The following is a 22,327-nucleotide window of genomic DNA, read 5'->3' on the forward strand; positions in this document are numbered from 1 at the left end:
ATGAGTATTCGACCGATCGATGTGGCCCGGACCGACGGCGGCCCCCAGTGGGTTGAGGCGGTGGCCACGCCGGAAGGCGTCGAGGTGTGGTGGGACGAGCCGCGCCCGCACGAGGGCGGCCGGCGTTGCGTGGTGCGGCGCCTGCCGGGCGGCGAGCGGGTGGACGCCCTGCCGGACGGCTGGAACGCGCGCAACCGGGTGATCGAGTACGGCGGCCGTTCGTGGCGTCCGCTGCCCGGTGGCGGCCTGGTGTTCACGAACTGGGCCGACCAGCGCGTCTACCGGATCGGCGGCGGCGACCCGGTGGCGCTGACGCCGGCGGGCCCGGCCCGTTACGCCGACCTCTACCTGCCGCCGGGCCGCGACGAGGTGTGGGCGGTGCGGGAGAGCGCGGACGTGCGCGACCTGGTGGCGATCCCGCTGGACGGCGGGCCGCTGACGGTGATCGCCGAGGCGCAGCGTTTCCTGATGAATCCGCGTTTGTCGCCCGACGGGCGGCATGTCGCCTGGATCGGCTGGGACCATCCGGCGATGCCGTGGGACGGCACCGAGCTGTGCGTGGCGCCGCTCGGCCCCGGCGGGCAGGCGGGGCCGTACGAGGTGGTCGCGGGCGGGCCGGACGAGTCGGTGGTACAGGCCGAGTGGCGCGACGACGACACGCTGTACGCGATCACCGACCCGACGGGCTGGTGGAACGTGCACCTGATCGGCAGGGACGGCACGCGGATCCGCAACCTGACGCCGGTCGAGGCGGAGTTCGGCCACGCGGCGTGGAAGCCGGGCTCGGGCTGCCTGGCGGTGGCCGGTGACCGGCTGGCGGTCGTGTACGGCACGCCGGACCGGCGCAGGCTGGCCGTGCTGGACCCGGGCGGCGGCGAGCTGCGCGACATCGGCGGGGAGGCCACCTACTGGGCCTCGACGGTGTCGGCGGCCGGGGGCAAGGTCGCGGCGGTGTCGGCGACCCCGTACACGCCTCTGGAGGTGATGCTCGTCGACCTCGACGGCGGCGGGCACGAGGTGGTGTCGGCGCCCAAGGAGCTGCCGGAGCGGGACCTGCTGCCGGTGCCGGAGGCGGTGACGGTCGAGGGCGTGCACGCGCACCTGTATCCGCCGGCGGGGACGCGCGGCCCGGCCCCGTACGTGATCTTCGTGCACGGCGGGCCGACCGGCAACCACCCGGTGATGCTGGACCTGGAGATCGCCTACTTCACCAGCCGGGGGCTGGGCGTGGCGGTGGTCAACTACGGCGGCTCCACCGGCTACGGCCGCGCCTACCGCGAGCGGCTGCGGCACCAGTGGGGCGTGGTCGACGTGCAGGACTGCGCCAAGGTGGCGCGCGGGCTGGTGGAGCTGGGCCGGGCCGACGCGGCGCGGATCGCGATCCGGGGCGGCAGCGCGGGCGGCTGGACGACGGTGGCGGCGCTGGTGCACAGCGACGTGTTCGCGGGCGGCGTCGCCCATTACGCGATCACCGACCCGGAGAGCTGGGCGGCCGAGACGCACGACTTCGAGTCGCGTTACCTCGACGGCCTGATCGGCCCGCTGCCGGAGACGCGGCAGCGCTACAGCGAGCGCTCGCCGCTGCTGCACGCGCACCGGGCGTCGGGGCCGTGCCTGATGCTGCACGGGCTGGAGGACGCGATCGTGGACGTCGGCCAGGCCGAGCGGTTCGTCGCGGAGCTGGACAGGAACGGCAAAGAGTGGGCCCTGCTGACCTTCGAGGGCGAGCAGCACGGCTGGCGCAGGGAAGAGACGATCGTGGCGGTGCTGGAGGCCGAGCTGGCCTTCTACGGACTGATCTTCGGGTTCGAGACGCCCGAGGTGGCGCCGCTGAAGCTGGAGGGCAGGAAGTGAAGAGCGTCGCCGAGATCTGCTCGGACCTGATCAGGTTCGACACCACCAATCCGGGCTCCGGGGAGCGGCCGGCCGCCGAGTACGTGGCCACGCTGCTGGCCGACGCCGGGCTGGAGCCGGAGGTGTTCGAGTCGGCGCCGCGCCGCACCACGGTGGTGGCGCGGATGGCGGGCGACTCCCCGGACGCGCTGCTGGTGCACGGGCACCTGGACGTGGTCCCGGCCGACCCGGCCGAGTGGCGGATGCACCCGTTCTCGGGCGAGATCGTCGACGGGTGCGTCTACGGCAGGGGCGCGGTCGACATGAAGGGCTCGTGCGCGATGACCCTGTCGGCGGTGCTGGGCATGCGGGCGCTGGGCGTGCGGCCCCGGCGGGACGTGGTGCTGGCGTTCCTGGCCGACGAGGAGGCGACCGGCGACTTCGGCTCGCGGCACGCGGTGACCGAGCACCGGGAGCTGTTCGACGGGGTCACGCAGGCGATCAGCGAGTCGGGCGGGTTCAGCGTCGACTCCGGCGGCCACCGCGTCTACCCGGTGGCGGTGGGCGAGCGCGGCACCGCGTGGATGAAGCTCACCGCGCACGGCGTGGCCGGGCACGGCTCCCGGCCCGCGGTGGACAACCCGGTCGCGACGCTGGTGCACGCGCTGTCGCGCATCGCCTCCTACCAGTGGCCGGTACGGGTCACGCCGTCGGTCGCGGCGCTGCTCGACAGCCTGTCGGAGATCACCGGCCAGCCGATCGACCTGGACCGGCTGGACGCCGAGGCGCGGCGTCTCGGCTCGCTCGGCAAGCTGTTCGAGGGGCAGATCCGCAACTCGGCCAACCCGACGATGCTGGAGGCCGGCTACAAGGTGAACGTGGTGCCCTCGACCGCCGAGGCGCACGTGGACGGCCGCTACCTGCCGGGGCTGCAGGAGGAGTTCCTGGCGACGATCGACGAGCTGCTCGGGCCGAAGATCACCCGGGAGTTCGTCAACCTGGAGGACGCCCCGGCCGCGCCGTACCCGTCGACGTTCTTCGACGAGCTGGCCGCCAGCCTCGTGGCCGAGGACCCGCTGGCCAGGCCCGTGCCGTACGTGATGAGCGGCGGCACGGACGCCAAGTCGTTCGCCAGGATCGGGATCGAGGGGTACGGGTTCGCGCCGCTCATGCTGCGGCCGGATCTGGACTACTTCGGGATGTTCCACGGCAAGGACGAGCGGGTGCCGGTGGAGGGACTGGAGTTCGGCGTCCGGGTGCTGACGCGGCTGCTGTCGTGAGTCCCCGGTAGCCGGGTGCCGCCCGCCGTGCGGCGCAGCGTGATCCGCACGGCCAGGCCGCCCAGGACGGCCGACGCCAGCAGCAGGATTCCCGCCTCGGTCCACTGGAAGCGCCAGAACATCGACGGCGGGTGGTAGGTCACCGCGTAGCGGTAGCCCGCGTCGAACAGGCACTTGTGCCACGCGTCGGTGTTGCGGCTGGCGCGCCCGGCGTCCAGCCGCCGCTCGCAGGCCGCGGGCGTGTCCGCCGGGCCGACCTCGCGCCCGGCCGGGTCCACCCAGGCGCCGCCGCCGACGAGCCGGGCGTCGGGGTCGCCGAGCACCACGCTGCCGGTCAGCTCGGCGCGCTGCGGGGTGGCGTAGTGGTCGCTGAGCGCGAACAGCGCGAACATGGTCGCCGCCACCCCGGCCACGACCAGCGCCATCGCCGGGAGCGTCCGCTTGAGCACCGCCCCGGCCAGCGTCCCCAGCGCGAACGCGTACAGCCACCAGGCGGCCGGGGCCACCCCGGTCATGTTGAAGATCCCGATGTTGCCGAACCCGGAGTCGATCCCCTCCCGGAACACCGGCCGCCACAGGCTGACCATCAGCGACAGCAGCAGCCCGCCGGCCACCACCGCGCCGCCGAGCACGGCCAGCTTGACCGCCAGCCACCGCCGCACCGGCACCCGCTGGGTCCAGGCCAGCAGGTGGGTGCCGCGCTCGTACTCCCTGCCGAGCAGCGGCGCGCCCCAGAACGCGCCGACCAGCGCGGGCAGCACGAGCGGCATCCAGCCGAACACCGAGTAGACCGCGTCGTAGCGCTCCCCGAGGCCGACGGCCGCCTCCAGCGACCCGCAGAACGCGGTGCCCCCCGGGCAGCCGCCGGGCACGTGCGCGGCCACGTACGACGTCGCTTCGAGGGCGGAGCCGAGCAGCAGCAGGCCGAGCGCGGCCAGGAAGCCGGCGGTGACGAGGATCTGCGCCCGGTGCTGGCGCCAGGTGACCCAGATCATCCGGCCACCTCCGCGGGCGCGGGCAGCGCCGCCGACGCGGGGCTGCGCAGGTAGCCCATGACGAGCTCGTCCAGGCCCGGCCGCCGGGCGTTCCAGCGCGGGTCGGGCGGCGGCCCGCCGCGCACGAGCAGGCTCACCTGCCTGCCGGTGCGGCTCTCCCCGACGACGTCGCATCCGGCGGCGGAGGCGCCGGCCGGGCCGGTCAGCACGCTGTGCCCGCCGAGCAGGTCCTCGATGTCGCCGCTGACCTGGAGCCGCCCGCCGTTGAGCACGATCAGCCAGTCGCAGGTGTCCTCCAGGTCGGAGACGACGTGCGAGGACAGCAGCACGGTCAGCCCGCGCTCGGCCACCTCGGCCATGATCGAGCGCATCACGTCGTGCCGGGCGACCGGGTCGAGGTTGGCCAGCGGCTCGTCCAGCACCAGCAGGTCGGGCAGCCGGGCCAGCGCGAGGGTCAGCGCGACCTGCGCCCGCTGCCCGCCGGACAGCCGGCCGACCCTGCCGGTGAGCGGGATGCCGAGCCGGTCCAGCCGTCTCCTGGCCGCCTCCTCGTCCCAGCGGTCGTTGGTGCGGCGGCCGAAGCGCAGCGTCTCCGCGACCGTGAACGTCTCGTACAGCGGCTTGTCCTGGGCCACGAACGCGGCCTGCCCGCGCACCGTGACGCCGCCCCGGGCGGGGGCGAGCAGGCCGACGGCGGCGTGCATGAGCGTGGTCTTGCCGGCGCCGTTGGGGCCGACCAGCGCGGCCACGCGCCCGGCCGGGACCGCCAGCGAGCAGTCGCGCAGCACCCAGGACCGGCGGCGGCGCACGGCCAGCCCGGTGACCTCCAGCGCGTTCACGCGACGCCCTCACGCGCGGAGCCGGCCAGCACCGCGCCGAACAGCGCCCGCAGGTCCTCCTCGTCCAGCCCGGCGGCGCGGGCCTGGCGCACCCACTCCTCCAGCCCGCGCCGCAGCCGATGGTGGTCGGCCAGCGTCGGCCCGGCGATCCCCTGCTCGACGAACGTGCCCAGCCCCGGCCGGCCCGCCACCAGGCCCTCGCGCTCCAGCTCCCGGTAGGCCTTGAGCACGGTGTTGGGGTTGATGGCCAGGCTCTCGACGACCTCGCGCGCGGTGGGCAGCTGGTCGCCGGGCCGCAGCGTGCCGAGCCGCAGCGCCTGTTTGACCTGGTGGACGAGCTGGAGGTAGGTCGCCACCCCCGATCCCCGGTCGAGCTGGAACTCGATCACGAAACCACCCTTTCACTATTCGATTAGTGAAAGGGTGGTGGATCGGGGTGGCGGCTGTCAACCGGCCCTGTCCTCCAGCACGCCGTCGACGTAGACGTCGAGCTTCTCGTTGTAGAAGGCGATCAGGCCCGCGACGCGCTCGCTCTCCGGCAGCGGCGTGCGGTAGGACCAGGCCAGATCCTCGTGGCCGTTGACCGACCAGTATTCGGCCGTGCCCTTGTACGGGCAGCGCGTGACCGTGGCGGTGGGCTCCAGCAGGTCGAGCCGGACGTCGGTCTTCGGCAGGTAGTAGCGGGGCCGCAGGCCGGTCTCGAACAGGACCCGGGCGTTGCGCGAGTCGGCCACCGTCACCCCGTCGACCTCCACCCGCACGTGCCGCGAGCTGGGCAGGATGTCGACGCGCGTGTACGGGTCGCGCGCGTGCACGTACACCTCCTCGTCCTCCTCGAACCAGGCGTCCATCGCGTCCCAGTCGAAGCGGACGTGACCCCGTACCGGCTCCAGGGGCGCGTCGTCGCCGTAGACGAGCGCCTCGCCGCCGCCCGGGGCGAGCGTGTGGACGGCGGCCTCGCCCCGGCTCGGCGAGCGGCGGGTCTCGCCCGTGGGCTTGAGCGCGTCCCGCTCGACGTCCTCCAGCGGGAAATAGTAGGTCGGGTAGTGCGGGCTCTCCCACACCATCAGGGCGCGGGTGGTGTCGGCGACCGCGCGGCCGCCCAGATAGGTCCTGACTCGCTTGGCCGTGCGCTCGACGCGCACCCGGCCCCGGCTCGTGGCGTCCATGCCCGCCGCAACCGCGCGGCAGGCTCCCCTATTCCGGTGTCACGCGCCCGCTATCCGATGCCGAACGCCGCCAGCGTGCCCCACGTGACGAGCGTCCCGACGAGCGCCCCGGCGGCCACCTGGGCCCACGTGTGGTGCGTCAGCCGCACCCGGGCCCAGCACACCAGCGCCACCACCGCCGCCCCCGCCGTCAGCGTCGGCGCCGCGGGCAGCACGTGGGCCAGCACCACCACCGTGCCCGCCGACACCGCCGCGTGGAAGGAGATCTTCCAGCGCAGCGTCACCGGGATCGTCACGGCCAGCGCGGCCAGCATGGCCGTCACCGTCGCCACCAGCAGCGTCGGCGCGCCGAGCACCCCCAGCAGCAGCAGCGCGAACAGCACCGCGCCGACGGCGGCCAGCAGCGGGCCGGTGCGGCGGGCCCGGTCGACGATGTGGTGGGAGTCGAGCCGCCCCGAGCGCACGCCCACGGCGATCACCGCGGCGGGCACGCCGCCGCACAGCACGGAGGCCACCAGCCCCCACACCGCCCCCGCCCAGCCCTCCGCGATGAGCCCCACGGCGGGCGGCATGGCGATCACCAGCACCTGCGGCGCCAGCAGGTCCGTCACCCTCCGCGCCAGGAGATCGGCCGTCATGTGACGGAAGATTACGCGATCATGGGAGCGGGCCGCGTCAGCCCTTGCCCGCGGCGTTGACGATGCGCGTCGTCGACCGGTCGGGGATGGCCTCCAGCTCCCAGCACTCGGCGCCGAGCAGCGCCGCCGCCGCGCACCGGCCGCCCGCGTGCGGGTCGCCCGCGGTGTGCGCGAGCGCGCCGGGCCGCATCGGGGTGAGCAGGTCGATGTAGTCCTCGGGCCCGTGCGCCTCCGGCGGCCCCGTCACGATGAACACCCCCGTCACGAACCGCAGCGCCGCCAGCAGCTCGGCGCGCTCGGCCGCCGGGTTGAACGGCCGCGAGGGGCCCTTCCACGCGCGCACCCGCGGGTCGTCCTCCACGCCGACGACGAGCGGCAGCCCTCGCGCGGCCACCGCGCCCAGGTAGCGCACGTGGCCCACGTGCAGGATGTCGAAGACTCCGGTCACGACCGCTGCCCCCGGGTGGTCGTACCGCTGCACCCAGACGGCCTCCAGGCTGCTCACGCAGGCACTCCTCCTAGTCGACTCGTCGATCGCAGCGTACTAGGCGCCCGCGCCTCGTGACCTGCCGGGGACGCGCTACCCCGCCTCTCCCGCGCGACATCGGCCCTGGTGCCGCGCGGGCAAGGGCATTCGCACCTTTTCGCGACCATCCTCCGCCCCGGCGTGGCGCGTCTCATGACGTCGCCGCATTCAGGGGGGTTCCACCGTGGCCACGCCGGACTCGCAACACGATCTCGCGCTCCGCTTCCCGGGGGTGCCGTCGCAGGTGGCGGGGGCGCGCGGCCTGGTGACCGCCGTGCTCGGCCGCGACCATCCGCTGCACGACGACTGCGCGCTGCTGACCAGCGAGCTGGCCACCAACGCGATCCTGCACTCGCGCTCGGGCGACGGCGGCTCGTTCACGGTGGCGGTGCGGGTCTCCGGGGACCTGGTGCGCGTGTGGGTGGAGGACGGCGGCTCGGAGGCGCCGCCGTGCGTGTGCCGGGCCGACCCGTACGCGACGGGCGGGCGGGGGCTGCCGCTGCTGGAGGCGCTCAGCCACCGCTGGGGGTTCACCCGGCACGACGGCGCCACCCGCGTGTGGTTCGAGCTGCTGCTGGTGACCGTGCCCGCCGGGTGGACCGCCCGGAGCCGTACCGGAACCGGCTGAGCCCCGGGCCGCCCGCGTCAGTGGTGGGAGCCGTCGCGGCCGAGGGTCTTCTCGGGGGTGGCGCCGGGGCGGGTCCACTGCGGCACCGGGCGGCTGTCCGGCCCCCAGGTGGCGGCGCCGTCCACGTCGGAGCGCCAGTACCAGCACGGGTGACGGCCCTCCGGGCGGCCCTCCGGGTTGTCCTCCCACGCCTCGCCGCGCCCGTACGGCGTCATGTCGAGCAGCCCGAAGCAGCCGTTGGCCGGCTCGTTGCCCCGGCCGGTCGTGGAGTAGGTCAGGAACACCCGCTCGCCCTCGCGCAGGAAGCAGGAGAGGGCGGCCATGCCGCCGCCGAGCGGCTCGTCCAGGCCGCGCACCGAGTACCACGGCTGGGTGTAGCCCATGAACGCGGTGAAGGCGGCCACCTCGTCCCAGCGGCCCGGGGTCAGCACGGCGAACGAGACGCCCCGCGTGCTGAGGTAGACGACGGAGTCCTTCAGATGCCAGGCCATCGTGGTGCAGCCCTCGCACTGCCCCTGGTGCGGCGCGCCGTCGTACCACATGTGCTTGTAGACCACGAGCTCCTCGCGCCCCTGGAACAGGTCCAGGAACGGCACCGGCCCGTCGGCGCCGACGACCTCGGCCGTCCCGTCGAACTCCACCATCGGCAGCCGGCGGCGCGCCGCCGCGATGGCGTCGCCCTCACGGGTGTGGGCCTTCTCCCGGACCAGCAGCTCGTCCCTGGCCGCCTGCCAGGTCGCCAGGTCGACGACGGGCGGGCGGCCGGGCAGCGCCCCGGCCGGGTCGCTCGGCGTGGTCGTCATCATGTCCTCCGTGGTGTCTCGTGCCGGACGGCGACGGTCGCCGTCCTGATCAGCGGACTTCCCCGAAAACAACGAGCGGTGTTCAGACGTCCAGCCGGCACAGGCCCTCGGCCAGCGCCTTGGTGCTGAGCCGGGTGCGGCTGTCGCATCCCAGCTTGGCGAAGATGTGCTCCAGGTGCGTGGTGACCGTGCGGACGCTGAGCACCAGCGCGGCGGCGATCTGCGGGTTGGAGTCACCGGCCGCGACCCGGGTGAGCACGTCCACCTCGCGGCCGGTCAGCTCGTACGGCAGCGCGCAGGGCCGTTCGGCCACCACGGCGCCCTGCAGCCCGCCCTGGAAGCCGACCCCGGCCCGCAGCAGCCGCATCTCGTGCCAGCGGCCCTGCCCGTCGAGCCAGAGGCCGTGCCGGTTGAGCTCGCGCGAGTCGATGAACGCCCGCGCGTAGGCGGCGATCGCCGGGTCGTCCCACAGCTCCGGCGAGGTCTCCAGGCCGGGCACGCCGCGCCGGACGCCGAGCCGGTCGAACGCCACCGCCCGGAACCCGCCCGGCAGCCCCACCGGGTCGATCACGCACCGGGTCAGGTCGGTGACGTGCGCGAGCATGGGGCTCACCGCGCCGACCAGCGCGGCGGTCAGCTCGGGGAAGGCGTCGCGGGTGGCCAGGTGCAGCAGCCCGGTGTAGCGGCCCCCGGCCAGGAACAGCGGCGCCGTCAGCCCGGCCCGCCAGCCGTACGGGGCCAGGTGGCGGCGGAAGTAGCGCTCGGTGCCCGGCTCGGGCATCGCGACCGGCGCCCGGGTGGCCATCGCCCTGCGGTACGCCTCCAGCGCCGCGTACTCCTCGGCCGCGTCACCGTCGATGCGCCGGTGGCCGTCGGAGACGACGCTGTGGTGGCGGCCGGTGGCGGGGTCGAAGGCGACGAACTCGTAGGCGTCCAGCGGCACCACCTCGCGCAGCGCCGCCATCGCGCCGTGCGCTCCGCTCCCCCCGGCGACCTGGTAGCCGACCTCGGCGAACGCCCGCAGCTGGCGCACGGGCAGGGTGATCTCGGCCACGGTTCTTTATATCATTTGCCGTTTTTTGCAGGGCCTTGGCGAGGCCGCCGGTGTTAGGGTGCCCGTATGCAGCGCGCTTCCGTCACGACGACGCCGGACCCAGTCCCGGCGCGCTGACTTCTGTCTCCCGGGCGAATGCCCGGGATCGGATCGGTCGTTCGCCCTTTCACCGCAAAGGACGATCATGAACGACCACCGCAGACTCGGCCGCGAGCTGGGCATCTTCGACACCGACCCGCTGATCGGCTCCGGGCTGCCGTTCCTGCTGCCCGCCGGGGCCGCCGTGCGCAAGGCCGTCGAGGACTACGTGCACGAGCTCGAACGCCGCAACGGCTACCAGCACGTCCACTCGCCCGTGCTCGGCAAACGCGAGCTGTACGAGCGGTCCGGGCACTGGGCGCACTACGCCGAGGACATGTTCCCGCCGATGCGCGTCGGCGGCGAGGAGTACGTGCTGCGGCCCAGCCTGTGCCCGCACCACGCGCTCGTCTACCGCTCCCGCCAGCGCAGCCACCGCGACCTGCCGCTGCGCCTGGCCGAGCTCGGCGGCATGTACCGCTCGGAGCTGTCGGGCGTGCTCGGCGGCCTCACCCGGGTGCGCGCCATCCAGCTCAACGACGGGCACGTGTTCTGCCGCCCCGAGCAGGCGGCCGGCGAGGTGTCGGCGGCGCTCGACCTGATCGAGGCCGCGCACGCCCAGCTCGGCATCCGGGCCGCCCGCTACCGGCTGTCGCTGCGCGGCGACGGCGCCAAGTTCGTCGACGACCCGGAGCTGTGGGCGCGCTCGGAGGCCGTGCTGCGCGAGGTGCTCCAGCGGCGCGGGCGCCCGTACGACGAGGAACGCGGCGAGGGCGCCTTCTACGGGCCGAAGATCGACATCCAGATCGCCGACCCGGCCGGCCGCGAGTCCACCCTGTCCACCGTGCAGGTCGACTACTTCCAGCCGGAGCGCTTCGAGCTGTCCTACGCCGGCGGCGGGCGTCCCGTCATGGTGCACCGCAGCGTCGTCGGCGGCCTGGAACGGCTGCTCGCCCACCTCGTCGAGGTGCACGCCGGCGCGTTCCCCGCCTGGCTCGCGCCCGTCCAGGCCGTCGTCCTGCCGCTGTCGGACGCCGAGCAGCCCGCCGCCGAGGACCTGGTACGGCGGGCCGTCGCCGAAGGGCTGCGGGCCGAGCTGGCCCCCGCGGCCAAGGGCAGCCTCGGCGCCCGCATCCGGGCCCACCGGCTGGTGCCGTACCAGCTCGTGGTGGGCCCGCGTGAGGCGGCGAGCGGTGCGGCGTCGGTGCGGCTGCGGGACGGCAGCCAGGCGGGCGCGGTGCCGCTCGCCGAATTGGCCGCTCGGGCCAGGCCACGGTTTTCAGGCGGACAATAATCCCATAAAGGTAACGGAGTCTTCCCACGGCCTGTAAACCCCTCGTAAATTGCCCCCAGTGCCGTGTCGGGAGGAATCGTTGTGACCGAGCTGAGCGACCGAGAGGCCGACCTGGTTTCGGCGCACGAACAAGAACGGCCCGCCCGGCGGCTCGGCGGAATCCTGCGGCTCGCCGTGTGGATCGTCGGCGCCCTGCTGTCGGCCTACTCGATCGCGGTGGTCTTCTGGCCGGTCGAGGCGTTGCAGCATCGGATGACGTTCCTGGCGGTGGCGCTGCCGCTGGTGTTCCTGGCCTACCGCTCCGGACTGGGACCCGCGCTCCGCCGCCTGCGCCGCCGCCGGCCGCCGCCGTCCGCGGACGGGGCGGTGGCGCCGACGCTCCCGGAGTTCGCCGCGCCCGACGACGCCACCGTGGAGGTCCCTGCCGCCGCCCCCGCCGTCGCCCCCACTGTCGAGCTGCCCGCCGCCGCCCCGGGCGCGGCCGCCACCGTGGAGACGGTCACCCCCACGGAGACGCTCCCCGCGGCGACGGCGGCCGCGCCGGACGAGCCGGCGTCCGGCGGGGGCGGGGGATCGGAGGCGGACGCGGGGCCGGGCGCGGGATCGGAGGCGGGCCGGGAGTGGCCGACCGCCGGCGACTGGGTGCTGGCGGTGCTGTCGGTGGCGGTGCTGGTCTATCCGCTGGCCGACATCGACGCCTTCCGGGACCGGGGGTCCGGGGCGGCGCTGACCGGGCTGGACGTGGTGGCGGGGCTGGCGCTGACCGGGCTGCTGCTGGAGGCGGTACGGCGCACCGTCGGCTGGGCTTTGGCCGCCATATGTGCATTTTTCCTGGCTTATGCCTATTTCGGGGTGTATTTGCCCATTGACTGGACCATCGGTCACCGCGGATTCGACCTGGCCCAGATCGTCTCGCAGCTCTACACGGGCACCGAAGGCTTTTTCGGCGTCCCTTTGCAGGTCGCCGCCAGCTACATCATCCTTTTCACCGTCTACGGCGCCGTCCTCGACTTCTCCGGCGCCAGCAAGTTCTTCATCGACCTGAGCTTCGCCGCCTTCCGCAGGTCGCGCGCCGCCCCCGGCCGGACGGTCACCACGGCGGGCTTCCTGCTGGGCACCGTGTCGGGCTCGGGCGTGGCCACGACCGTGAGCCTCGGCAGCGTCGCCTGGCCGGTGCTGCGCCGGGCCGGCTACCCGAGGGAGCCCGCGGCCGGGATCCTGGCGGCCAGCGGCATCGGCGCGATCCTGTCGCCGCCGACGCTGGGCGCGGCGGCGTTCATCATCGCCGAGCGCCTCAACGTCGGCTACCTGGAGGTGCTGATCTACGCGACGGTCCCGACGATCCTGTACTACCTGGGGATCTTCCTGGCGATCGAGATCGACTCGCGCCGGTTCGGGACGCGCGCGGTGCCGGTGGACGCGCCGCCCGTCGGCAGGCTGCTGCTGCGCTTCGGCTACCACTTCAGCTCACTGCTGATCATCGTGGTGCTGATGGCGCTGGACTACTCGGCCTTCCTGTCGGTGGTGATCGCCACGGTGGTGGCGTTCGGGCTGTCCTTCCTGGACCCGGCGCACCGGATGGGCCCGCGGCGGGTCTGGCACGCGCTGGCCAAGGGCACGCTGGAGGTGCTGCCGGTCACGGCGGTGTGCGCGGCGGCGGGCATCATCGTGGGCGTCATCACCCAGACCGGGCTCGGACTCAACCTGAGCAAGATCATCGTGGACTTCGCCGCGGGCAGCCTGGTGCTCACCACGCTGCTGGCGGCCGGGGCGGTCATGCTGCTCGGCCTGGCCGTGCCGGTGACCGCGAGCTTCATCATCGCCGCGGTCATCATCAGCCCGGCGCTCATGACGCTGGGCGTGACCGAGCCCGAGGCGTACATGTTCGTCTTCTACTACGCGGTCCTGTCGGAGGTGAGCCCGCCGACGGCGCTGTCGGCGGTGGCGGCGTCGGCGATCACGGGCGGCAACACGTACCGGACGATGCTGCTGACCTGGCGCTACACACTGCCGGCGTTCCTGGTGCCGTTCGCGTTCGTGCTGACGCCCAACGGGCAGGCGCTGCTCGGCCAGGGGCCGATCGGCACGGTGCTGGCGATGACGGCGGTCTCGGCGGTCGCGGTGGCCGCGCTGGCGATGGCCACCGGCGGGCTGAGCGGCGTGCCGGAGCGCCTGCTGGCCGCCTGCGCCGCCGTGCTGCTGCTGTTCCTCGAACCCGTCCCGATCGCGGCCGGCCTGGCCGTCCTGGCGGTCGCGGCTGCCGTACACCTCATCAGGAGAAGGAGAACCCCAGCGTGAAGCGGATCTTTGCGGTGCTCGCCGCGCTCGCCCTGATCGCGGGCTGCGGCGGTTCGGGGAACCGGCTGTCCGTCGCCACCGGCGGCACCACGGGTGTCTACTACGTCTACGGCGGCGGCCTGGCCGCGCAGCTGTCGAACAACATCGCCAACACCCAGGCCACCGCGTCCGTCACCTCGGCCTCGATCGAGAACATCAAGCTGCTGGCCACCGGTAAGGCCGACATCGGCTTCTCCCAGTCCGACACGGCGGCCGACGCGGTCGCGGGCACCGGCTCGTTCACCGCGAAGCAGCCGGTCAAGGCGCTGGCCCGGATCTACGACAACTACTCGCACGTGGTGGTGGCGCCCGGCGTCGCGGCGGAGAAGGTCGCCGACCTCAAGGGCAAGACGGTCTCGCTCGGCCCGCCGAACTCCGGCACCCAGGTCGTGGCCCGCCGCATGCTGGAGGCCGCCGGGCTGAACCCCGACAGCGACATCACCAAGCAGCAGCTGTCGATCAACGAGTCGGTGCAGGCGATCAAGGACGGCACCATCGACGCGTTCGTGTGGGTCGGCGGCCTGCCCACGGCCGGGGTGGTCGACCTGGCTACCACCAAGCCCGACATGAAGATGCTCGACACCAGCGACGTGCTGGCCGGGATGCAGGCCAAGTACGGCAAGCAGTACGTGGGGCTCGACATCGACATGAGCGTCTACAAGCTCCAGGGCACGGTCAGGACGGTCGGCATCGCCAACGTGCTGCTGGTCCCCGACGCGATGCCCGAGCAGCTCGCCTACGACATCACCCGGACCCTGTTCGAGAAGAAGGCCGAGCTGGTCAAGGTGCACCCGGAGGCCGAGAAGCTCGACCGGGCGCTGGCCCAGCAGGTGGAGCCGGTCGCGCTGCACCCGGGCGCGGCCCGCTACTACAAGGAGAAGGGCTGAGCCGGGCGGCCCTCGCGCTCGCCGCGCTCGTGCTGGCGGCCGGCTCCGGCGACGGGGCCGGCCGCCCGGCGGTCAACGGGCTGCCGCTGCCCGCCTCCGGCGTGTTCGCGCTCGGCTACGTGCACAGCGTCTACCGGGCGCCGTCGGCCGAGGTGTTCACGGCCGAGGGCCGCCGGTTCACCATGCGGGCGGTCGTGTCGACCGGCGGCGGGGTGCTCGACTACTACGCGCTGGAGGGCGAGCGCCGCCGTCTGCCGGGCGGCGGGTGGCTGCTGGTCCTGGCCGAGCCCGTCACGTACGAGGAGCTGCCGCTGCTGGCCACCCCGATCGGCCGGCGGACGCTGCTGGCCGGGGGCCGCTGCCTGCCGCTGCACCCGGAGCGGGGCGCGCGGGCGGTGCGCGTCGCGGTGGGGGCCGCCAGGGCCGGGCGGGGCGGCCCGTGCCCGCCGCCCTACAACCAGTCCCTCTTCCTGAACGCCGCGTACAGCGCCACCGAGACCAGCGCCACCAGCAACAGCGACATCCAGAAGCCCCACGGCTGGCCCTCGCCCGGATAGGGCACGTTCTGACCGTAGAAGCCGGTGATCATGGTGGGGACGGCGATGATGGCGGCCCAGCCGGTCAGCCGCTTCATGATCTCGTTCAGCCGGAAGCCCTGCTGGGCCAGCCGCGTCTCGCGCATGTTGGCCACCAGGTCGCGCAGCGACTCCACCCATTCGGCGGTGCGCAGCACGTGGTCGTAGACGTCCTCGTAGTAGGGGGCCATGCCGGTGCCGGCGATCAGCTCCTGGTCGCGGCGGAGCAGCGTGGAGACGATCTCCCGCATCGGCACCGCGATCTTGCGGAACCTGACGGTGGTCTTGCGCAGCTCGTACATCCTGCGCTGGAGCTCGCGGCCGTCGGCGGGCCGCTCCTCGAACAGCTCGTCCTCCAGGTCCTCGGCCTGCTGGTCGAGCTCCTGCACGAGCGCGAAGTGCCCGTCGACGACGGTGTCGAGCAGCCCGTGCAGCAGGAACGCCACGCCGTGGGAGGCCAGGTGGGCGGCCTTGTCCCAGCGCCTGACGACCTCGCCGATGTCGAAGGCGGCGCTCTGCCGGACGGTCACCAGCGCGTTCGGGGTGATGAACACGTCGATCTCTACCGGCGCGAACCGCCCGCCGTCGAAGTGCACCGCGTGCACGGTGATGAACAGGTGGTTGTCGTAGATGTCCAGCTTGGGGCGCTGGTACTCGTGGAGCACGTCCTCGACGGCCAGCTCGTGCAGCCCGAGCTCCTCGCCGATCGCCGCGACCTCCTCCTCGGTCGGCGCGCAGAGGTCGAACCAGACGACGTTGCCCCGGTCGGCCACGTGGTCGGAGACTTCCGCGATGGGGAAGCCCTCCTTCACCAGACGGCCGTTCCTGTACAGACGGGTGCGCATTCAAAGGAGTCTGGCAAACCGCGCGGCGTTCCGCACCGCCGCGCCGCCCGGGTCGTTGTTGAAGTACACGTACGCGTCCCGCCAGCCGGACTCGCGGACCCGCCTGGCCCACGTCTTCAGGGACGTGTCGCCGTACGCGAAACCGGCCCGCCCCTCGTGCAGCCGCACGTAGCCCCAGCCGGCGGTGTCCCAGAACGGGTTGCGCGGGCGGCCGAGCCGGTCGGCCCAGCACAGCGCCGCCCCGCGCGCCTCCAGGACGGCGCGCGTCCCGTCCGTCCACCAGGACGGGTGCCGGAACTCCACCGCCACCCGCGTCCCGGCGGGGAAGCAGCGCAGGCACCGGTCCAGGCGGCCGAGGTCGGCCCGCAGCGTGGGCGGGAGCTGCAGCAGGATCGGCCCGAGCTTGCCGCCGAGCCCGGCGACGGCCGCCATCAGCCGGGCGACCGGCTCCTCCGGCTCGGCCAGCCGCCGGATGTGGGTGAGGAACCGGCTGGCCTTGACCGCCATCACGAAACCGTCCGGGGTCCGCTCGCGCCAGGCGGCGAACGTGCGCGGCGGCGGCAGCCGGTAGAAGGCGTTGTTGCTCTCGACGGTGGCGAACTCGGCGGCGTACGTCTCCAGCCACAGCCGCTGCGGGACGCCCTCGGGGTAGAGCACGCCGCGCCAGTCGCGATACTGCCATCCGGAGGTGCCCACCAACGTGCCCATGCACACGGGCTACCCCACCCGCGCGGGTGCAGTACTGTCGCACTTCGGAGTCCTGAGGAGGCCTTGGGGGATGGGCGCTGACCACGCGCACGGCACACGGGTGCGCACGTCGCGGCGGGCCGTCGTGGCGACCCTGGCGGTGCTGGTGCCGCTGGCTCTGGCCACGCTCGTGGCGCTGGTGTGGCTGTGGCCCGAGGGGCGGCAGGAGGCGGCCCAGCAGCACGCGGGCTTCGAGCGGCTCACCGGCACGGTCACCGCCGTCGTGCTGGAGCCGTGCCCGGAGGACGCGCCCGAGGCACCCCGGCCCGACCCGGCGACCTGCGGCAAGGCGAGCGTGATGCTCGACGACGGCAAGACCGTGACGATGGCGCTGCCGAGCGCGCCGGGCTCGCAGCGGTTCGCGGCGGGCGACGCGGTCGTGCTGCTGCATCACGCCGAGGCGGAGCCGGGCACGCCCGCCTACCAGCTGTCCGACCACGACAGGACGAGCCCGCTGTGGCTGCTGGGCGTGGCGTTCACGCTGGCGGTCATCGCCTTCGGCCGGTGGCGCGGGCTGACGGCGCTGGCCGGGCTGGGCATCACGTTCGTGCTGCTGCTGACGTTCGTGATCCCGGGCATCCTGGAGGGCAAGCCGCCCATGCTGGTGGCCATCGCGGGCGCGGCGGCCATCATGCTGACGGTCCTCTACCTGACCCACGGCTTCACCGCCGCCACGTCGATGGCGGTGCTCGGCACGCTGGCCAGCCTCACCCTGACCGGCGTGCTGTCCTACCTGGTGATCGGGTTCGCCAGGCTCAACGGCGTCACCGACGACAGCGCGTTCACGCTGGGCATGAGCCTGTCGATCGACACGCAGGGGCTGCTGCTGGCCAGCATCATCATCGGCGCGCTCGGCGTGCTCGACGACGTGACCGTCACCCAGGCCGTCACCGTCGCGGAGCTGGCCGCCGCCAACCCCTCCTACGGCTTCCGCCGCCTCTACCGGGCGGGCAGCCGGGTGGGGCGGGCGCACATCGCCTCCGTCATCAACACGATCATCCTGGCGTACGCGGGCGCGTCGCTGCCGTTGCTGCTGCTGTTCAGCGTCGGCGAGCAGCCGCTCGGCGAGGTGCTGACGACGCCCGTCATCACGCAGGAGATCGCCCGCAGCGTGGTCGGCACGCTCGGCCTGATCGCCGCCGTGCCGATCACCACGGCGCTGGCCGCGCTGGTCTCCAGCCGCCGCGACCCGCACGAGCACGACGAGCCGCCCGGCGACCCGCACGACCACCCGCCCGCGCCCGGCCAGGCGCCGCCGCCCTCACGGGCACGGCACCGCCGGGCGGCGGATCAGAGCGCCTCCACGCTCCCGCCGACGCGCAGCTTGCGCCGGGCGCGCTCGTAGAAGGTGGTGCCGAGCCGCACCACCTTGGCCGCGCCGGGCATCGCCGACACCGTGACGGTGTCACCCGGGCACAGGTGGCCGACCACCGCGCCGTCGAGCTCGACGGCCAGCCGCCCGCTGGCGGGCAGCACCTCCAGCGTGACCTCCTCGTCGGCGGGCAGCACGAGCGCCCGGTTGAACGCCGAGTGCGCCGCCGCCGGCACCACCAGCACGGCCTCCACCCGGGGCGAGACCACCGGCCCGCCGGCCGAGAAGCTGTAGGCGGTCGAGCCGGTGGAGGTCGCCACGATCACCGCGTCGGCCGTGTAGCTGACGAACGGGTGACCCGACGGCTTGACCGTGACCGCCGCCAGCCCCTCCCCCGGGATGCGGGCCAGCGCGATGTCGTTGAACGCGGTCAGCTCCGGCTCCCCCGCCAGCCGGGTGCGGATCGCCATGCGCGGCTCGACCGAGTAGTGGTGGCCGTCGATGGCCGACAGCGTCGCGGCCAGCTCGGCCACGTCGATCTCGGCCAGGAAGCCCAGCCGTCCCAGGTTCACCCCCAGCACCGGGGTGTCACGCCCGGCGATGAGCCGCATGGTGCGCAGCATCGTGCCGTCGCCGCCGAGGCTCACCAGCAGGTCGGCCCGCCCGGCCAGCGTCGCCGCGTCGACCGCGACCGCGCTGCAGTCGATCCGGTCCACCTCGTCGGGCAGCCCGAGCACGGTGGCGTCACGCGCCCCCGCCCAGCGCAGGATGGTGTCGATCGCCTGCTTGGAGTCGCGCCTGGGGTGCAGCACCAGCCCGACCGTCCCGACCATGCCCATGGGGCAAGCCTAGAGCCCGGCCTCCGGCCGCCCGCGGCGAGGCACCCGAGGGCGGCGGGGCCGTCACCGGATCGGGGCGCGTACGGGGGAATCCGTGCGGTCCGCCCCCGGGCGGGCCCGGTAAAGGTGGCGCTGAGAGGTGCGCCGCCCGTGGTAGTGTTTTCCCCGCAAGGCCACGCAGGACCGGCACAAAAGGTTCAGCTCAGCGGCCTGGCGGGACGTAGCGCAGCTTGGTAGCGCACCTGACTGGGGGTCAGGGGGTCGCAGGTTCAAATCCTGTCGTCCCGACGCTTTTCTCACCCGATCATCGCCTGGCGGTGATCGGGTGATTCCATGTCCGGGGAGGTGCCGGGTGGGGCGCAGGCCGACGATCGACCGGGCGGAGCTGGCCAGGCTCGTCGCCGAGGGGCTGAGCGTGCAGGAGCTGGCCGCCCGCTTCGGGGTGAGCGAGTCCGGGGTGCTCCAGGCCAAACGCGCCGCCGGGCTGGCCAAGCCGATGCTCGACCACAGCGCCGCGCTGCCGTGGAAGCTGGCCCGCGCGCACGCCCAGTCGGGCCCCGCCACCAACCTGCGCAACCTGTCGGCCGCCGCACAGGGCAGGCCGCCGGCGGCCGAACGGCTCAACACGGCGCTGCGCTGGGCGCGCAGGCTCGTCGACGCCGGGCTGGACGTGACCTACGACCCGGCCGCCGGGTTCGCGGAGACCCCGGCCGCCCCTGAGGGCTCACACGTCGCATCGGTGCTGGCAGCGGCCCTGGAGGGCCTCGAAGAGCGCTGACATACGGGTTTCGCGAGCCCGTTCGAGGGCAGTCGCCGGTCCCCGACAAAAGACCGGAGGCGAACATCATGTCCACCTGGATCTGGGTGGCCGTCGTCGTGCTCGCGGTCGTGGCGCTCGCCGCGGTGGCCTATGTCGCGCTGCAGCAGCAGCGCAGGGGCCGGCTCCGCGAGCGCTTCGGCCCCGAATACGAGCGCATGATGGCCGAGCACGACAACAAACGGGACGTCGAGCAGGAGCTGCTCGCCCGTGAGCAGCGGCACGCCGAGCTCGACATCCGGCCGCTGCCGGAGGAGTCCCGCGAGACCTACGCGACGCGCTGGACGGAGGTCCAGGAGCGCTTCGTCGACGCCCCCGGCTTCGCCGTGACGGAGGCTGACCAGCTCGTCACCGCCGTCATGGCCGAGCGCGGCTACCCGACGGAGAACTTCGAGCAGCGGCTGTCCGACCTGTCGGTCGGGCACGCGGCGACGCTCGACCACTACCGCAAGGCGCACGAGATCAGCGGGCGGGCGGCCCGCAAGGAGGCGTCCACCGAGGAGCTGCGGCAGGCGATGGTGCACTACCGCTCGCTCTTCGAGGAGCTGCTTCACGAGACATCCCGAGGACGGTGACGACAGATGAACCGCGATGAGCTGAAGGTGCCGTCGCAGCGGGCCGACCGGCCCGGCGACGACCGCTCCCCCACGGACCACGAGACCCACGACCGCGACACGCACGACCGCGACCCTCTCGGCCACGACCCGCTCGACCGGGACGCCGATGGCCGCGCGGACCAGGGGGCGGACGTGCTCGCCGACGAGCCGTACCGCGACCCGTACGCCAGGACCGGCGAGGAGATGATCGCCGATCCGGATCCGGCGCACCGGCCGGAGGACGTCCACGTGGCCGGGCCCGTCCCCGAGACGGAGCCCGCCCGCCGGACGCCCGACCGGCCCGAGCACGAGACGCCCGCGCACAGCACGCCCGCGCACAGCACGCCCGGACACGAGACGCCCGATCACGACCGGCCCGGGCACGAGCGGGTGCCGGGCCACGAGGGGACGCCCGAGCCGGTGCCCGCGACCGCGGTGGCCGGCGAGCCGCCCGCGCACGCGGCCCCGCAGGAGCGGGCCCTGTTCGACCAGGACCCGGCCGAGGTGCAGGCGCGCTGGCGCGACCTGCAGACGGCGTTCGTCGACGACCCCGGAGAGGCGGTCCAGCGGGCCGACGGGCTGGTCGGCGAGGTCGTCGAGACGCTCACGAGCACGCTCAACGCCCGCACCGGCGAGCTGCGCGAGCGCTGGAAGGGCGCCGGCGACGGCGACACCGAACAGCTCCGGCTGGCGCTGCGCGAGTACCGCGGCATGCTGGAGCAGCTGCTCGCCCTGACCGGCTCCGGAACGAGGTGAGGTGACATGCTCGCCATCGTCGCGGCCATCGTCTTCGGCCTCGGATTCCTGCTCGACCTGCTGAACGCCCGCATCGCCGCGGGCATCTCCGGCACCACGTTCATGCTGCTCGGCCTGACGCTGCTGGCGCTGCACCAGGCCGGCATCGGCACCGCGAGCATCAAGAGCTACGGCGGCTGGCGCGGCGGACGCACCCGCCGCTGACCTGCGCGCACACCGCGCCCGGCGTGCTCGAAGGCGAGCACGCCGGGCGCGCCGTACGCGTCAGTTCTTGCCCGGGAAGCGCATGATGACCGTGCTTCCCCCGCTCCCGATCCGCAGCGTGAGATCGCTGGACAGCAGCCGGGCCACCCACAGCCCCATCCCGCCCACCGCGCCGGGCATCGGGCCGGGCTTCCACGAGCCGTCGTCGTGCACCTCGACGACCAGGTCACCGCTGTCGGGCCAGGCACGCACGTGCGCGTGGTCGTCGCCGTGGGTCACCGCGTTGGTGGCGACCTCGTTCACGGCGATGACCACGTCGTTGACGGCCTCGTCGGGCATGCCGAAGCCACGGGCCTCGGACTCGGCGAACTCCCGGACCCGCGGCAGGTCCGCGAGCCGGAACGGCAGCTTGCGCACGGGCGCACCGGGTGGCGGGCCCGTGGAGCCCGCCCGAGGATCTGTGTCCTCCGTCATCACCCGGTGACCGCCTTCTCAACCGACCAGCAGCTCTGCGCGGAGCTGGTCGAGTACCTTACGCAGAATCCTGGACACGTGCATCTGCGATATGCCGAACTCCGCCGCGATCTCGGCCTGCGTCATGTTGCCGAAGAACCGCAGCAGGAGGATGTGCTTCTCCCGCGAGGGGAGCGCGTCGATGAGCGGTTTGACCGCCTCCCGGTCGACCATCGTGCTCAGCGTGTCGTCGTCCTCGGGGATGACGTCCCCGAGCGAGGCGGCGTCGTCGTCGGTGCCCAGCGGCGCGTCCAGCGACAGCGTGCTGTAGGCGGCGGAGGCGTCGAGCGTGAGCAGCACGTCCTCCTCCGAGATGTTCATCTTCGCCGCCAGCTCGGCCACGGTCGGCGAGCGGCCGAGGTCCTGGCTGAGGTCGGCGACGAGCCGGTTCAGCTCGGAACGGCGCTCCTGGTAGAGGCGCGGCACCCGGATGGCCCAGGTGCGGTCGCGGAAGTGGCGCTTGACCTCACCGGTCATGGTCACCACCGCGTAGCCCCTGAAGGCGTGGCCGAGGGTCGGGTCGAAACCGTTGACCGCCTTCATGAGGCCAACGTACGCGGCCTGGAGCAGGTCCTCCAGCGGTTCGCCCCGATAACGGTAGCGCCGGGCGATTTCCATGGCGAGCGGCCGGTGCATCTCCACGATGCGCTCGCGCAGCCGTTCCCGCAGACCGTCGGGGGTGTCTTCGCGGACCATCTCGGCCAGGAGTTCTTCCGCGGTCATGTCTTCGAGGACGAGGTCCTGCACAGCCATGGCTGCTCC

The 22,327-nt window shown here is 73.5% G+C and carries 25 protein-coding genes and 1 tRNA gene; 13 read left to right on the forward strand and 13 right to left on the reverse strand.

All coding sequences use genetic code 11. The annotated features are described in order from the left end of the window. Nucleotides 1–1,854, forward strand: a complete 1,854-nt coding sequence (locus ACWDXC_RS22725; RefSeq protein WP_364172028.1) for a S9 family peptidase — start codon at nt 1–3, stop codon at nt 1,852–1,854. After that, nucleotides 1,851–3,113 (forward strand): M20/M25/M40 family metallo-hydrolase, encoded by a 1,263-nt coding sequence (locus tag ACWDXC_RS22730; protein ID WP_449985073.1) that lies wholly within the window; start codon nt 1,851–1,853, stop codon nt 3,111–3,113. The genes ACWDXC_RS22725 and ACWDXC_RS22730 overlap by 4 nt, the downstream gene beginning before the upstream one ends. Here ACWDXC_RS22730 and ACWDXC_RS22735 read toward each other — a convergent pair. The 6 genes from ACWDXC_RS22735 to ACWDXC_RS22760 are packed head-to-tail and all read right to left on the reverse strand — an operon-like array spanning nt 3,023 to nt 7,259. Beyond that, a complete protein-coding gene (locus ACWDXC_RS22735) occupies nt 3,023–4,108 on the reverse strand; it encodes a hypothetical protein (protein WP_449985076.1) in 1,086 nt (361 codons plus the stop codon). The genes ACWDXC_RS22730 and ACWDXC_RS22735 overlap by 91 nt on opposite strands. After that, on the reverse strand, nt 4,105–4,947 hold the full coding sequence (locus ACWDXC_RS22740) for an ABC transporter ATP-binding protein (protein ID WP_375073394.1): 843 nt from the start codon (nt 4,945–4,947) through the stop codon (nt 4,105–4,107). The genes ACWDXC_RS22735 and ACWDXC_RS22740 overlap by 4 nt, the downstream gene beginning before the upstream one ends. Then, on the reverse strand, nt 4,944–5,336 hold the full coding sequence (locus ACWDXC_RS22745; protein ID WP_219517814.1) for a GntR family transcriptional regulator: 393 nt from the start codon (nt 5,334–5,336) through the stop codon (nt 4,944–4,946). Before ACWDXC_RS22745 ends, ACWDXC_RS22740 begins: the two co-directional genes overlap by 4 nt. Before the next feature lie 57 nt (nt 5,337–5,393). Further along, nucleotides 5,394–6,116 carry a DUF427 domain-containing protein gene (locus ACWDXC_RS22750; RefSeq protein WP_364172035.1) on the reverse strand — a complete coding sequence of 241 codons (723 nt, stop codon included), beginning with the start codon at nt 6,114–6,116 and terminating at the stop codon, nt 5,394–5,396. A gap of 50 nt (nt 6,117–6,166) precedes the next feature. Further along, entirely contained in the window at nt 6,167–6,754 is a 588-nt protein-coding gene (locus tag ACWDXC_RS22755) for a hypothetical protein (protein ID WP_449985080.1), read from the reverse strand. Between the two features lie 37 nt (nt 6,755–6,791). Continuing rightward, nucleotides 6,792–7,259: an adenylyltransferase/cytidyltransferase family protein gene (locus ACWDXC_RS22760; RefSeq protein ID WP_219517809.1), complete on the reverse strand. Its 468-nt coding sequence runs from the start codon at nt 7,257–7,259 to the stop codon at nt 6,792–6,794. Between the two features lie 205 nt (nt 7,260–7,464). Between ACWDXC_RS22760 and ACWDXC_RS22765 the strand changes: the two genes are divergently transcribed. Then, nucleotides 7,465–7,908, forward strand: a complete 444-nt coding sequence (locus ACWDXC_RS22765; RefSeq protein WP_449985083.1) for an ATP-binding protein — start codon at nt 7,465–7,467, stop codon at nt 7,906–7,908. A 17-nt stretch (nt 7,909–7,925) separates the two neighbouring features. On the opposite strand, the gene ACWDXC_RS22770 is transcribed toward ACWDXC_RS22765, so the two are convergent. Both ACWDXC_RS22770 and ACWDXC_RS22775 read right to left on the reverse strand, forming a co-directional pair. Next, the gene (locus ACWDXC_RS22770) at nt 7,926–8,714 is read right to left on the reverse strand and encodes a DUF899 domain-containing protein (protein WP_449985086.1); all 789 of its coding nucleotides are present in this window, start codon (nt 8,712–8,714) and stop codon (nt 7,926–7,928) included. Nucleotides 8,715–8,793: 79 nt separating this feature from the next. Beyond that, entirely contained in the window at nt 8,794–9,765 is a 972-nt protein-coding gene (locus ACWDXC_RS22775) for a helix-turn-helix transcriptional regulator (RefSeq protein ID WP_375073390.1), read from the reverse strand. Nucleotides 9,766–9,949: 184 nt separating this feature from the next. On the opposite strand from ACWDXC_RS22775, the gene thrS reads away from it, so the two are divergent. From thrS to ACWDXC_RS22795, 4 genes are all read left to right on the forward strand, one after another. After that, nucleotides 9,950–11,137 (forward strand): threonine--tRNA ligase, encoded by a 1,188-nt coding sequence (thrS, locus tag ACWDXC_RS22780; protein WP_357590877.1) that lies wholly within the window; start codon nt 9,950–9,952, stop codon nt 11,135–11,137. A gap of 81 nt (nt 11,138–11,218) precedes the next feature. After that, a complete protein-coding gene (locus ACWDXC_RS22785) occupies nt 11,219–13,435 on the forward strand; it encodes a TRAP transporter permease (RefSeq protein ID WP_449985091.1) in 2,217 nt (738 codons plus the stop codon). Further along, on the forward strand, nt 13,432–14,361 hold the full coding sequence (locus ACWDXC_RS22790; protein WP_449985093.1) for a TAXI family TRAP transporter solute-binding subunit: 930 nt from the start codon (nt 13,432–13,434) through the stop codon (nt 14,359–14,361). Before ACWDXC_RS22785 ends, ACWDXC_RS22790 begins: the two co-directional genes overlap by 4 nt. Nucleotides 14,362–14,390: 29 nt before the next feature. After that, complete coding sequence (locus tag ACWDXC_RS22795) at nt 14,391–14,918, forward strand: DUF1850 domain-containing protein (RefSeq protein ID WP_449985095.1); 528 nt, start codon at nt 14,391–14,393, stop codon at nt 14,916–14,918. Here ACWDXC_RS22795 and ACWDXC_RS22800 read toward each other — a convergent pair. Together ACWDXC_RS22800 and ACWDXC_RS22805 are read right to left on the reverse strand one after the other, a co-directional pair. Beyond that, a complete protein-coding gene (locus ACWDXC_RS22800) occupies nt 14,813–15,781 on the reverse strand; it encodes a magnesium transporter CorA family protein (RefSeq protein WP_449985097.1) in 969 nt (322 codons plus the stop codon). The two genes, ACWDXC_RS22795 and ACWDXC_RS22800, sit on opposite strands and share 106 nt — an antisense overlap. Beyond that, nucleotides 15,782–16,489, reverse strand: coding sequence for a DUF72 domain-containing protein (locus ACWDXC_RS22805; RefSeq protein ID WP_219517800.1), 708 nt, complete (start codon nt 16,487–16,489; stop codon nt 15,782–15,784). It abuts the gene before it with no gap. Between the two features lie 70 nt (nt 16,490–16,559). Here ACWDXC_RS22805 and ACWDXC_RS22810 point away from each other — a divergent pair, with 70 nt between their 5' ends. Next, entirely contained in the window at nt 16,560–17,873 is a 1,314-nt protein-coding gene (locus ACWDXC_RS22810) for a YibE/F family protein (RefSeq protein ID WP_449985100.1), read from the forward strand. Here ACWDXC_RS22810 and ACWDXC_RS22815 read toward each other — a convergent pair. Continuing rightward, nucleotides 17,819–18,679 carry an NAD(+)/NADH kinase gene (locus ACWDXC_RS22815; protein ID WP_449985103.1) on the reverse strand — a complete coding sequence of 287 codons (861 nt, stop codon included), beginning with the start codon at nt 18,677–18,679 and terminating at the stop codon, nt 17,819–17,821. The two genes, ACWDXC_RS22810 and ACWDXC_RS22815, sit on opposite strands and share 55 nt — an antisense overlap. Before the next feature lie 214 nt (nt 18,680–18,893). On the opposite strand from ACWDXC_RS22815, the gene ACWDXC_RS22820 reads away from it, so the two are divergent. The 5 genes from ACWDXC_RS22820 (at nt 18,894) to ACWDXC_RS22840 (ending at nt 21,052) form a co-directional block, all read left to right on the forward strand. Further along, a tRNA-Pro gene (locus ACWDXC_RS22820) sits at nt 18,894–18,967 on the forward strand. 64 nt (nt 18,968–19,031) lie between these two features. Further along, the gene (locus ACWDXC_RS22825; protein WP_364172056.1) at nt 19,032–19,457 is read left to right on the forward strand and encodes a helix-turn-helix domain-containing protein; all 426 of its coding nucleotides are present in this window, start codon (nt 19,032–19,034) and stop codon (nt 19,455–19,457) included. A 68-nt stretch (nt 19,458–19,525) separates the two neighbouring features. Next, nucleotides 19,526–20,071 carry a hypothetical protein gene (locus ACWDXC_RS22830; RefSeq protein ID WP_219519912.1) on the forward strand — a complete coding sequence of 182 codons (546 nt, stop codon included), beginning with the start codon at nt 19,526–19,528 and terminating at the stop codon, nt 20,069–20,071. A gap of 6 nt (nt 20,072–20,077) precedes the next feature. Continuing rightward, the gene (locus ACWDXC_RS22835; RefSeq protein ID WP_449985107.1) at nt 20,078–20,848 is read left to right on the forward strand and encodes a hypothetical protein; all 771 of its coding nucleotides are present in this window, start codon (nt 20,078–20,080) and stop codon (nt 20,846–20,848) included. A gap of 6 nt (nt 20,849–20,854) precedes the next feature. Further along, on the forward strand, nt 20,855–21,052 hold the full coding sequence (locus ACWDXC_RS22840; RefSeq protein ID WP_219519906.1) for a hypothetical protein: 198 nt from the start codon (nt 20,855–20,857) through the stop codon (nt 21,050–21,052). A 60-nt stretch (nt 21,053–21,112) separates the two neighbouring features. On the opposite strand, the gene ACWDXC_RS22845 is transcribed toward ACWDXC_RS22840, so the two are convergent. Both ACWDXC_RS22845 and ACWDXC_RS22850 read right to left on the reverse strand, forming a co-directional pair. Continuing rightward, complete coding sequence (locus tag ACWDXC_RS22845; RefSeq protein ID WP_308126270.1) at nt 21,113–21,469, reverse strand: ATP-binding protein; 357 nt, start codon at nt 21,467–21,469, stop codon at nt 21,113–21,115. 75 nt (nt 21,470–21,544) lie between these two features. Further along, on the reverse strand, nt 21,545–22,318 hold the full coding sequence (locus tag ACWDXC_RS22850; protein ID WP_219519899.1) for a SigB/SigF/SigG family RNA polymerase sigma factor: 774 nt from the start codon (nt 22,316–22,318) through the stop codon (nt 21,545–21,547). Between the last annotated feature and the right edge of the window lie 9 nt (nt 22,319–22,327).

This window comes from Nonomuraea sp. NPDC003214 (assembly GCF_053590035.1).